At 64.7% G+C, this 12,227-nt stretch carries 9 protein-coding genes; 2 read left to right on the plus strand and 7 right to left on the minus strand.

The window, feature by feature from the left end:
* Window positions 1-6: 6 nt before the first annotated feature.
* From VHP37_32345 to xsc, 6 genes are all read right to left on the minus strand, one after another.
* Complete coding sequence (locus VHP37_32345) at window positions 7-804, minus strand: anti-sigma factor (protein ID HEX2831070.1); 798 nt, start codon at window positions 802-804, stop codon at window positions 7-9.
* The gene (locus VHP37_32350) at window positions 801-1,310 is read right to left on the minus strand and encodes a sigma-70 family RNA polymerase sigma factor (GenBank protein ID HEX2831071.1); all 510 of its coding nucleotides are present in this window, start codon (window positions 1,308-1,310) and stop codon (window positions 801-803) included. The genes VHP37_32345 and VHP37_32350 overlap by 4 nt, the downstream gene beginning before the upstream one ends.
* A gap of 31 nt (window positions 1,311-1,341) precedes the next feature.
* The gene (locus VHP37_32355; GenBank protein HEX2831072.1) at window positions 1,342-1,662 is read right to left on the minus strand and encodes a DUF305 domain-containing protein; all 321 of its coding nucleotides are present in this window, start codon (window positions 1,660-1,662) and stop codon (window positions 1,342-1,344) included.
* The gene (locus tag VHP37_32360; GenBank protein HEX2831073.1) at window positions 1,659-3,023 is read right to left on the minus strand and encodes a YncE family protein; all 1,365 of its coding nucleotides are present in this window, start codon (window positions 3,021-3,023) and stop codon (window positions 1,659-1,661) included. The genes VHP37_32355 and VHP37_32360 overlap by 4 nt, the downstream gene beginning before the upstream one ends.
* A gap of 129 nt (window positions 3,024-3,152) precedes the next feature.
* Window positions 3,153-4,226 carry a hypothetical protein gene (locus VHP37_32365; protein ID HEX2831074.1) on the minus strand — a complete coding sequence of 358 codons (1,074 nt, stop codon included), beginning with the start codon at window positions 4,224-4,226 and terminating at the stop codon, window positions 3,153-3,155.
* Window positions 4,227-5,097: 871 nt separating this feature from the next.
* A complete protein-coding gene (xsc, locus tag VHP37_32370; GenBank protein HEX2831075.1) occupies window positions 5,098-6,876 on the minus strand; it encodes a sulfoacetaldehyde acetyltransferase in 1,779 nt (592 codons plus the stop codon).
* Between the two features lie 179 nt (window positions 6,877-7,055).
* On the opposite strand from xsc, the gene VHP37_32375 reads away from it, so the two are divergent.
* A complete protein-coding gene (locus VHP37_32375; GenBank protein ID HEX2831076.1) occupies window positions 7,056-8,021 on the plus strand; it encodes a tripartite tricarboxylate transporter substrate binding protein in 966 nt (321 codons plus the stop codon).
* A gap of 5 nt (window positions 8,022-8,026) precedes the next feature.
* The gene (locus tag VHP37_32380) at window positions 8,027-9,295 is read left to right on the plus strand and encodes a M28 family peptidase (protein ID HEX2831077.1); all 1,269 of its coding nucleotides are present in this window, start codon (window positions 8,027-8,029) and stop codon (window positions 9,293-9,295) included.
* A gap of 1,657 nt (window positions 9,296-10,952) precedes the next feature.
* Here the strand turns inward: VHP37_32380 and VHP37_32385 are convergent.
* Window positions 10,953-12,082, minus strand: a protein-coding gene (locus tag VHP37_32385) for an IS3 family transposase (protein ID HEX2831078.1) whose coding sequence is annotated in 2 segments (ribosomal slippage) — window positions 10,953-11,821 and window positions 11,821-12,082 — 1,131 coding nt in all. Because the reading frame shifts where the segments join, the coding sequence is not laid out codon by codon here.
* Window positions 12,083-12,227: the final 145 nt, after the last annotated feature.

The raw sequence follows: 12,227 nt of genomic DNA on the forward strand, positions 1-12,227 counted from the left end.
GAAAGGTCAGGCTGCGCGTAGCTGCCGATAGACTTCCTGCGCCAGACGCTCGAGCTCACGCTTGTCGGCGCCAGCCGAAATTGCGTAACCGAAGTGGCCATCGACCCAGTAGAAAACATTCACGGGCCCGTCGCTCGCAAAGCGAAACGCGGCCTCCCCGGAGCGCGCGCCTTCCCGGCTCACGTACAGCGTCAGGCGTTCACCCTGTCCATTGTGGTACATGAACTGCGCGACGGGACCTTCGCTGCCCGGGAGAAGGCGTCCTCCGATCAGCTCGTAGCCGAGCGTCGTCAGCCGCGGCGGCTTCAACGACGCACCCAGGCGCTTGGAGAGCCACGTCACGAGCTGCTCTTCCTGCGAAGCGTCGACTTCAACGGGGTGCCGCACGTCCGGGCTGTAAACGACGTGCGCGATCGCGGCGCGGTGCGCCATGCCATCCAGTCTGTCCCGCGATGGCGCAGCGATGCCCTCGGCAGGCGCCACGATGGCCGCACCTCGCATCAGCCAGCCTCCCGACGCACTCACCACCGCGATCGAGGCCGCCGCGCCGAGCTGGCGCCAGCGAGTCGCACGCGCCGCCGGAGGGCCGGCCAGCGCGATGGGAATCGGCTCTTTCGTCACCGGATCGAGCATTGAGCGCAGCGCGGCGTTGTCGCGCGCCCACGCTGCGACGAGCGCCGCCTTCGCAGGATCCGTAGCGAGGTATGCCTCGACCTGCAGGCGACGCGCCTCTCCGAGCTGACCGTCCGCATACGCGTGCAGATCGCTCTCCGTCAGCGGAGGCATTCTCGAGTGTTCACTCATTTGACCGCCTTCAGCCTTGAAACGGGTTCGCTTCCCTCCAGCAGCGCGCGCAGGTGCTGCCGCGCGCGCGAGAGTCGGGACATCACGGTCCCGAGCGGCACACCGACCGCCTTCGCGATTTGTTCGTAGCTCATTTGCTCGACCGCGACGAGCAGCAGCACCTCGCGTTGGTCAGGCGGAAGGCGCATCAAGGCGCGACCGAGATCGCGCACTTCGAGCATGTCCGATTGCGTTGCGCGCACAGGCGCGGTCAGCTCCTCGCCGCACCTCGGCTGCACGGGAGAGCTCTTCGCCGATCGCACGCGATCGATGAATACATTGTGCATGATGCTGAAGAGCCACGCGCGAAGGTCCCCCCGGCGCTGCCACAGGGCAATGCGGCCGCACGCGCGCTCGAGCGCGTCCTGCACGAGGTCATCGGCTGCATGCACGTTGCCGGTGAGCCCGCGCGCGTAGCGGCGCAGGTTCGGCATCCATGCGACGATCTGATCGTGCAGGTCGGTCATGTGTCGCGGGAGTTGGCTTGTTGCGAAGCGACTACTCGGCTCGGGTACCGCCGAGCGCCGGATAGCCATCGGGCTCGCTCGTGCTGGCGCCTCTGCGCAGTTGCTCGAGACGCCGGCGCATGCCTTCGATCTCTACCTGCTGACTCGCGATGATGTCTTCGGCCAGCTTGCGCGTCACAGGGTCGCGTCCATACACGAGGAGCAGGCGAGACATCTCGACGGCACCTTCGTGATGCGGAATCATCATCGCAAGGAAATCGGCGTCGACGTTGCCGGTATGTGCCGACGCATGCATGTCGTGCATCATCTTTGCCATGCCGGCATCGATGCCGCGCTCGAATGGCGCGCTCACGCGGTCTGCCCCCGGTATCCCGGACGCACGTACACGAGGTTGATGCTCTTCTTGTTGCGAAGCTCTCCGGAAGGCAGCTTCAGGCTGCCGAGAGGGATTTGCGCGACGTGTTTCGGATTGAACGGATCGGAAACGTCGAAGGCGCTGCACACGGTCTGTCCCGCATTCGGAGTTCCGGGCAATTCGTCCTGCTCGTGCGCGACGTAGAGCAGATCGTGGGCGGGGTTGGTCCACAATCCATGCGCTTCCCGACCGTGCGTGAAGAACGTCCCCACGACCTTCCGCGAGCCTGCGGGCGCGCTGCGATCGATGATCGCGATGCGGCTGGACGCGACGCTGCCGGGTCCGCCGTCGTCCACGCGGGCAAGACTCGCGTATACGACTTTGCCTTTGGCGTTCTCGACGAATTCGACATGATTGGGCCGCGCCATAGGGCCCAGCGCGACGGAGTCGTGAAGTCCGAAGGGCTGGCTCGTCGAGCGCGCGGACACGGCGTCGGCAAGCTTGTGTGAAAGCCATACCTCGGCCCCGTCAGGGCTGGTCTTGAGAAACGGCGTGAACGCCGGCTTGTCCTGTGCCGAGATATCGATCGTCGTGATGCGTGACGGCCGCGAATAGCCGGAGGCGTCGGCATTCACCGCAAACACGTCGATCGCAGCGGTCTTCTGGCTGGCGACGAAGGCGATCGTGCCGCGGGCATCGAACCAGGCTTGCGCCGGCCCGTTGATCGTCGGCAGGTAGCGCAGCACTGCCCCCGCATCGACGCCGCCTGCCTGCTTGATCGCGCGCTCGACGTCCAGAATCGCGATGCGGTTCTCGCCGCGCACAGTCACCCAAAGCTCCTTGCCGTTTCGCGTGAACGTCGGCTCGTGCGGCTCGCGGCCGACGAGGATGCCGCTCGACAGGCGCTCGGGGTTGCCGCCGGCCGTCGCCTGCGGGTTCGGCGTGTTACCCACGACGCGCCGGTTGACGGCATCGATGAGGTAGATGTTGCTCGAACCGCGGCCGCTCGTAGCAAGCAGTCGCCCGTCCGGCGAAGGGACGGCGCCGTGCGCGTCTATACAGCCGTGATAGAGAGGCTTGTGGATCATCGCGGCATGCGGCGGCGCGACTCCCGCCGTCACGAACCGGAACGGCGGCCGCGGGTCCTCGTCGAAGCTGGTCAGGTTGATGGTCGTCTCCACCGCGTTGCTGTTCGGGTTGATGACTGCGATCGTGTTCGAGTCTTCGTTGGTGATGAAGACGCGATCGCCTGCCTCGATCGAAGCGGCGCGCTGCGCCCAGGCGGTGCGGGTGGTCGACAGCGTCGCCGCTGCGGCGAGCGCGAAGCTCGTCTTGATGAATTCTCGGCGGTTTTCCATCGGGATCTCCTGAAAGGGTCAAGAGGTGGACGTATGCCACCCTCGATTTATTCCCCGGATGGAGCGTGGCGACTGTGGCGCAGTGGCGGGCTCACGCCGCGTTCCCGGCACCGCTCGCTTCACGCAGGATCACTTCTCGATAGCGACGCACGCAGCGCCCTTGCTGTTCCCGCCGCTTGCGCCGAACAGCGCCTCACGCCCGCATTGCGAGCCGAACATCCCTGCCTGGTCGTGGCTGACCCCGATCACTTCGTAGGCGTGGTGCCGCAACGTCGCCATGCGCTCCGCGGCGAGCCACCGCTCGTAGCGCACGTACGAGAGTCCCCGCTCGATGCGCGTGCGCCCTTGCGCCGCGGCGGCGCAGCGCTTGTCCAGCGCCCGGTGGTTCGGATCGTTGTCCGCGGTCCCGAGCAGGTACAGCACGTCGCGCGCGGCATACGCTGCAAAGAGCTGATCGGCCGAGCGGCCGTCGCTGTACGGCACACGGCCTTCGAAACCGTACTTGTATCGGTTGTACTCCGGGCACAGCGCACTGTCGTAAGGCGCGTAACCTGCGCCCTGCGGCCGGTCCTTGGTGAAGTACAGATAGGACGACGGATTCGCGATCACGAAGCGCAGATCGATGCCCGCTGCGCGCACCTTCTCGTCGACACGGCTCAGAATCGCGTAGCGGTGGACCGCCTGCCCGCCGGCGGAATGGCCTGCGAATACGATGCGCCGGAGCGCCGGGAAGCGGGTGCGGTCGGTGAGCAGCGCGACGAGGTCGTGATACACCCGAAAAGAACTCACGCCTTTCGTTCCGCCGATCGAGTCCGCGCCTTCCATCCAGCCGCCGCGGCTCCACAGCGGGATCGCATCATCCGCGACCTTCGCGATGTCTTCAGTCGCGAAGAACTGCGTCGCGATGACCAACACCGTCCGCGGATCCGTTCCGCTCTGCGTGAGGAGCTTCTCGGCGTCGGCGAAATACACATCGCCGTTGCGGGAGCGGCCGTGCTGGATGACGATCGCTGCCGTGATCGTCTTCGGCGCGGCGTCGAGCGGATAGTTGCCGTAGATCGGGAATGGATACGCGTTGTCGCCAGTACCGAGCGTCGCCGTGCGCCATGTGACTTTCGCCGCCGCAATCTCCGGCGCCGCGGCGTACGCACGAGCCGCGAGCGCAAGCGCCACGGCGACGATCAGTCTTGCCAGAATTTTCATAGGCAGCTCTGGTTTCGGCTCGCGCGCGTGCGGCCGATGTCATAGGGTCGGCTCCGACTTCTATTGTGACAGGGCTGTCACCGCTGGGCCGAAGAATTGCGCACGGCGATCGCTGATCGACCGGGACGCGCTCGCGCGCATCGAGCGCGGCGCCTACCTCACCTACGTCGGGCGCGGATCGCTGGCGTCCGCGCGGCCACCATAACCGGCCGCGCACCGCTTCCGCGACATGCGAGATCGCCGACCGACTCGGAATCACCCGTCGCACCGCGGAGACCCACCGCGCGAACGTACACAAGAAGCTCATAATCGAGAACCGCGCCGACCTCGTTGCGTTCGCGCTGCGGCGGGGCCTAATCACCAGGGATATCTAGGCAGAGCAGTTCGGCACAGTCGGCAGGATGCATTCGTCATGACGCGGCGCTCGCCTGAAATCCGGACGTGACGCACGACGAGCACCACTGCCGGTACTTCCTGGAGTGCCTCCCGCAACAGCGAAGCACCCGAGCTCGCGTCGACGCCTAAACGAGCCGCAATTGCTTGCGTCCAGCAACTGCGTTGCTCGTGACAAGTGACTGGCATGTAAGACTTTGGGAGGCGGGGGTCTGATCCTAATTAGGGACCTAACCCGTTGACTGTTTGTTTCTCTTAGCCTTCCTCGGCGCTCAGTTACCCCAACAATTCCCCCTGAGACGTTCGGCCCGGAACCTGGGCCGGACTGCGCCGGGCCCGCAGCGACGCCGAGCGGAGAGATGTGCAACAAGGGGGCGAGCGTCTGCTCGGTCCTCGCCTTCGAGCGCCTGGCGCGCGGTCCAGGGTGCCTCTCGACGCGAGATCAATCGCTTGCGTCGGTCCGACCCCTGAGCGAGGCTCAGAGGGCCGGCCGTTGCGGTGCGAAGTCGCTCTCGTTGATACCGGCGATGCGCACCGGCTTCTTCATCGCGTCGCGCCGGAAGGGCTCGCCCAGCTCCTGGTTGAGCACGACCTCGATGAAGGTGGTCACGCGATCCTTCATCTGCGCATTGATCGCCGCGCGCAGCGCCTGCGTGAGCGCCTCCGCCGTGCTCACCTGCACGCCCTTGAGCCCGCACGCCTGGGCGAGCTTCGCGTAGTCGACGCCGGTATTGAGCTCCGTGCCGACGAAGTTGTCGTCGAACCAGAGCGTCGTGTTGCGCTTTTCAGCGCCCCACTGGTAGTTGCGGAAGATCACCATCGTGATGGGCTCCCACTCTCTGCGTCCGCACGCCGTCATCTCGTTCATCGAGATGCCGAACGCGCCGTCGCCGGCAAAACCCACGACAGGCACGTCGGGGCATCCGATCTTGGCGCCGAGGACCGCGGGGAAGCCGTAGCCACAGGGGCCGAAGAGACCCGGCGCCAGATATTTCCGGCCGGCCTCGAATGTCGGATAGGCGTTGCCGATGGCGCAATTGTTGCCGATGTCGCTCGAGATGATCGCCTCCTTCGGCAGCACCGCCATGATCGCGCGCCAGGCTTGCCGCGCACTCATCCGGTTCGGCTCGCGCTTGCGGGCGCGCTCGTTCCACGTCGTGCCCGGGTCGTCCTCCTCGTGATCCATGGTGGCAAGCTCCTTCGCCCAGCGGGATCGGGCCTGCTCGATCAAGGTGCGGCGTTCCTGCCCGCCGGCGCCGGCGGTGCTGGGAAGCTGGGCAAGTATCTGCTCCGCGACGTAGCGCGCATCGCCCTGGATGCCCACCGTGACTTTCTTTGTCAGGCCGATCCGGTCGGCATTGATATCGACCTGGATGATCTTCGCTTCCTTCGGCCAGTAATCGATCCCGTAGGCCGGCAGCGATGAAAAGGGATTGAGCCGCGTGCCGAGCGCAAGAACGACATCGGCTTTCGCAACAAGCTCCATGGCCGCCTTCGAGCCGTTGTAGCCGAGCGGGCCGCAGGAAAGCGGGTGCGAGCCCGGAAACGCGTCGTTGTGCTGGTAGTTGCAGCACACCGGGGCGGCCAGCCGCTCGGCCAGCGCGGCGGCCGCGCGGATTCCGCCGGAGAGCACCACGCCCGCACCGTTCAGAATGACCGGAAACTTCGCCTCGGCAAGGAGCCTGGCCGCGGCCGCAATCGCCTCTTCGCCGCCGCGCGGGCGCTCGAGCTCCACGATCTGCGGCAACTCGATGTCGATCACCTGCGTCCAGAGATCCCGCGGCACGTTGATCTGGGCCGGCGCGGAGCCACGCCGCGCCTTGGTGATGACGCGGTTCAGCACCTCGGCGATGCGCGATGGGTCGCGAACCTCCTCCTGGTAGCAGACGCAATCCTGGAATAGCGCCATCTGCTTCATTTCCTGGAATCCGCCCTGCCCGATGGTCCGGTTGGCCGCCTGCGGCGTGACGAGCAGCAGCGGCGTGTGGTTCCAGTATGCAGTCATGACCGGCGTCACCATGTTGGTGATGCCTGGACCGTTCTGGGCGATGATCATGGACATCATGCCGGTCGCTCGCGTATAGCCGTCCGCGGCCATACCGGCGTTGCACTCGTGCGCGCAGTCCCAGAACTTGATTCCGGCAGCCGGAAAGAGATCCGAGACCGGCATCATCGCGGAGCCGATGATGCCGAAGGCATGCTCGATCCCGTGCCTCTGCAGTACCTTGATGAACGCTTCTTCGGTCGTCATTTTCATGCCGTTGCTCCTGTTCGTAGAGTGCAGCTTACGCGAGTCTGACACCATCCTGCTCTGCAGGCATCATCTCCTGGATTGGTTATAGCTCGTGAAGTCCGGACTGCACTCTTCTCCATGATGGGCGGCGCACCGGCCTGAAGCATGCCGCATAATCCGTGATTCGCTCTCCGAGGATGACCATGCGCCACAGAATCGCTTTGCTGCTGCTCGCGCTCGCGCCCGCGGTCGCTGCCGCCCAGGTCCGACGCGTCGATTACCCGACCAAATTCGTGCGCTTCATCGTGCCGTATGCGCCCGGCGGCAGCTCGGATGTGCTCGCGCGCGCGCTCGGGCAGAAGCTCGGCGACGCGCTGGGGCAGAGCTTCGTCATCGACAACCGCCCGGGCGCCGGCAGCATGATCGGCACCGACGTCGCAGCGAAAGCGACACCCGACGGTTACACGCTGATCCTCTCCGACATGCCTCACACGATCAACCCGAGCATCTACGCGCACGTGCCCTACGATCCGGTGCGCAATTTCGCACCCGTTACCATCATCGGCGTGTCTCCGATGTTCCTCTTCGCGAACCCGTCGTTTCAGGCGCACAGCGTGAAAGAGCTCATCGCGCTCGCGAAATCGCAGCCCGGCAAGATCGCGATCGCGTCGGGCGGCACCGGTGCGACCACGCATCTCGCCGCCGAGCTCCTGCGAGGCCGCGCGGGCATCAAGCTCAATCATGTGCCCTATAAAGGCGCCGGGCCCGCTCTCACCGACGTCGTCGGTGGGCAGGTGCCGCTGACCTTCACTTCGATGGCGACCGCGGCGCCGTTCGCGAAATCGGGACGCCTGCGCATACTCGGCGTCACGAGCGGAAAGCGGCTCGCTTCGTTCCCCGACGTTCCGACGTTCGAGGAGAGCGGCGTGCCTATCGTGTTCGAGCACTGGTGGGGCGTCATGGCGCCCGCGGGCACCCCGCGGCCCATCATCGACAAGCTTCATGAAGCCATCGTCAAAGCGCTTGCGACGCCCGACCTGCGCGAACGCTTCGCAGCGCTCGCGGTCGAACCGCGCACGAACACCCCTGAGCAGTTTCGCGCGCTGCTCGAATCCGACCTCAAGCGCTGGGCGAAAGTGGTCAAAGACGCCGGCATCAAACCCGAATGAGCGCGATGGATAACGCATTACAGGAAGTGCTTGGTGCGGTCTCCGCGGATGAAGCGATGTGGTCCGATTTCCTCGCACTGTGCGATTGCGGCGGCCGCCGCGCCGGCACGCCGAGCGAAGAGCGGGGTATTGCGCTGGTGCGCGAGCGGCTCGCGAAAATCGGCAGTGAAGTGAGTGTCGCTCGTGTGCCTTATGCCGCGTGGCGTCTCGACCGGGCGTCTCTCGATCTCGACGGCGTGCCGCTCGCATGCAATCCGCTGCTCGGATCACAGTCGACGCCGGCTGAGGGCGTCGCGGGGGAAGTGTGCGATGTGGGCCGCGGGACGCCCGCAGACTTCGAGCGACATGCCGCCGCCATCGCCGGCCGCTTCGTCGTCGTGCGGCACGAATATCCGTTCAGCACCGAGACCGTCCACCGCCGCCGCAAGCTTGCGATGGCGATGGAGAAGGGCGCGGCCGGATTCATCATCGCCAATCCGTTCCCGGGGGCAGGCGCCGTAGCAGGTTCGTCGGGACGCGGCGGCGCCGCGGGCATACCCGCGGTCGGCACCGACTATGAATCGTCCGTGCGGCTCGCAGCGGCTTCCGGCTCGCACGCACGTGTGCGTGTTGTCCTCGCTGCCGAGGACTGTGCGGGAGAGACATCGGCGCTGATCCTCGATCTGCCCGGCAGGACACGCGAATGCGTGGTGCTGAGCGCGCACGTCGATGGCCACGATCTTGCCGAAAGCGCCATGGACAATGCGACCGGTGTCGCAGCGGCGCTGGCGATCGCACGCGCGGTCGCGCCACGCATCGCTGAATGCGAACGAGGGTTGCGCGTGTGCATCTTCAGCGCGGAAGAGTGGGCTCTCGCGGGCTCCCGCCAGTATCTCGATACGATGCCCGACGAAGAGCGCGCGCGCATCGCGTTCAACGTGAACCTCGACACACTCGGCGGCGACGAGCGCTTCACCGCGCTCACCAGCGACTTTTCGAAGCTGGACGCCTACGTGCAGACTGTCGCGCGCGAATCCGGATTGGCGCTCGGAACCCACCTGCCGATGATGCCCAATTCCGACCACTACAACTTCGCGCGCCACGGCATACCGGCGCTGCGCCTCGTCGCCGGCTTCAACCGCCCCGACAGCGACATCCGTCTCATCCTGACCCGCGGCGACACCCGCGATCGCGTCGAGCCCGCCCAGTTCACCGAAGGTGCCAGGATTGCCGCAACCCTGGTATGGCGCGCGCTCACTGCCAAAAGCGAAGCCCTGCGAGACTTGCGCAAATAAGGACGGGAGGCCAGGAGGGAAACATCGTCGGCGGCAGCTCGTAGGACTTTACCTCGCTCATAGCGCGCGAGTCGCGGAAATGGGCTGACGTCGCGACAAAGGCTGGCATACGGCCGGATTGACGAAGCGCCAGGCGACCGCGGCACGAGACGTTCATCGCAGCGCTCGCTTGAAGGGGCATTCGCCGCCTTCGCATGCTTGGTGGGTCAATTGACGGGTCGGGAGTGACCGCTCGGGGCTACAGGCGGAGAGCTGGGGATTCTGGCGGAGAGAGGGGCTCGAAGCTTCGCCCTGCTCTGCGGCCGCTGCGTTACAGCAGTACGGGAATGGCTGGCGCCGAAAGCATGTCGCAGGGAGATTTCGCTGCACGAGCCGCGCGCTACGTTGCGCGCCACGCGAAAGCAGCCGATTGTCGCGGGCTTTTACGTGGCGTCGGCTAGACGCAGCTTGAACGTGCCCCCCGCCACGCACATACTCACATCGGGGAAGAACGTCGTTTCAAGGAACACCGGAGGAACCGATCACGACACATCGCTAACGCACCGATCAAGAGATCGATGTTCGCTCGAAAGCACTGCCGAAAATCCGAGGCGCTGGTAAACGGGTAAACGGAGGCGTGCTAGCGACTTGATCGACTGGAGGGGGGGTCACAACCTAATCGCGGACCTAACCTGTTGACTGCTCGCCCTTCTCTGCCTCGTCGGCGACCAGTTACCCCAACTGTTACCCCGCGCCGCACAGCCATCAATCGCGGGCACCCTGTTGCTGAGGCTCGCGGAGAGGGTGTCCGCCTCGATAGCGTCCGACAGCGTCGTCCACTAACGGCAAGCTAAGTGCCCGTGTCACTACCAAAACAGACTTCTCACGTCTTATGATGTCCGTACCCATCCAGTAGCCTCCAGAGCTGGTTCGGTAGTCATTTCGGTAATCACCTTTCGTGGCGACCAAGGCACATGACGCGGCAAATTCACAAGCTCACAGCGGTATGGATCGCCAGCCAAAAGCTGGCCGAGCATATCCCAATCTCGGTGGTCGCTATCTTCAGATCGGTGGGAGCGGCGCGAAGTCTTGGCTGTTCAAGTTCATGGTCAGGGAAGCGATTCGGCATGGGCTTGGCCCCTTACACGCGGGTTCACTCGCGGAAGCTCGTAAACGCGCCGCGGAATGCCGAGCGCTCGTCGCGGGACGCATGATCCGATGGTCCGTCAGGGGCAGCAGCAGGCGAAGCTGGCGGAGAAGACCGCGGTGAAGACGTTCGGCGATTGCGCCGACGCTTTCATAGAGATGCAACGCCCCGACCCGGAAGAACGAGAAGCATGTAACCCAATGGACGAATACGATCCGCGACTATTGCGGGCGTCTTCGCCCCCTCCCCGTCGCTGACATCGAGACGTCCCGCGTCCTCGAAGTACTGCAGCCGATCTGGAGCCCCAAGCGGGAGACCGCCAGCCGTCTGCGCCGGGATTGGAGCGGATACTCGACTGGGTGAAGGTCCGCAACTACCGGGCGGGCGAAAATCCGGCTCGTTAGCGCCGCCACCTAGACAAACTTCTCCCTGTGTTCAACAAAGTCGGATGCGCTCGCGAGAATGATACGCACAGAGGTGGCTCCGCTTGTTAAGACAGAATTCTGCGGAAGTTAAGTGCAGCCCTGCGGGTTAAGCTGCCAGCGGAAGCGGCAGCGATTTGAAGTACACGGCATCGGGCGTCATGCCGTCAAGCGCACGATGCGGCCTGCGCCCGTTGTAGAAGTCGATGTATCGCGCGATTCCGGCCTTGGCGTCGGCAACGGTGTCGTAGGCGTGCAGATAGATCTCTTCGTACTTGATTGTCTTCCACAGCCGTTCGACGAACACGTTGTCGCGCCATGCCCCCTTGCCGTCCATGCTGATCGCGATGCCGTTGCGGCTGAGCAGTCCGGTGAACTCGGCGCTGGTGAATTGGCTGCCTTGATCGGTGTTGAAGATTTCGGGCTTGCCGTTCTTCACCAACGCTTCCTCGACCGCCTCGGTGCAGAAGTCGGTGTTCATGCTGATCGAGACCCGCCAAGCCAGAACGCGCCGCGTCGCCCAATCCAGCACCGCCGCCAGATACACGAAGCCGCGGCTCATCGGAATGTAGGTGATGTCCATTGCCCACACTTCATTCGGACGCTCAATCACCCGGTTACGCAGCAGATACGGATAGATCGCATGCGCCGAATGCCTGCGGCTGACGTTAGGCCGGCGATAGAGCGCTTCGATCCCCATCGTCTTCATCAGCGTCGCCACATGCCTGCGGCCGACGCTGTAGCCCTCGTTGTTCAGCAGATCGCGCAGCATGCGGCTGCCGGCGAAGGGATGGTTCAGGTGCAATTCGTCGATGCGCCTCATAAGCACCAGATCGCCAGGCGGCGTTGCCCGAGGCAGGTAGTAGACCGAAGCCCGCGAGAGCTCGAGCAGCTGCGCCTGGCGCGTGATGGGAAGCTCGTGCTCAGGATCGATCATCGCTTTGCGCTCGCATCGTCGATACGACCGAGCGCGCCGGCCAAAAAATCGTTCTCCATGGCGAGCTGCCCGATCTTCGCCTGTAGGTCCTTCACGCTCGGGCCTTCGGTCCCGCGCTTCTCGCCGGCAGTGGCGAATACGTGGCCGGCACGCTCGAGGAGTTGGGCCTTCCATTGGGTGATTTGCTGCGGATGGACATCGAAGCGCTCGGCGAGCTGCGCCAGCGTCTGGTCCCCTTTGAGGGCGGCCAGCGCCACCTTCGCCTTGAACGCCGATGAGTGGTTACGACGGGGTCGTTTCATTGCTCATGCTCCTATGCGGGCTCATGGCCCGATTAGAGCAGAGCTACACTTATCCGACTGTCTGAAAAACCGGAGCCCTCTCTCACTGCGTACATCGACATCCCGGCAATTTGAGTCTTTGGTACGCACCCGATACACTGAGACG

It is taken from the genome of Burkholderiales bacterium, assembly GCA_036262035.1.
Classification (GTDB): Bacteria; Pseudomonadota; Gammaproteobacteria; order Burkholderiales; family SG8-41; genus JAQGMV01.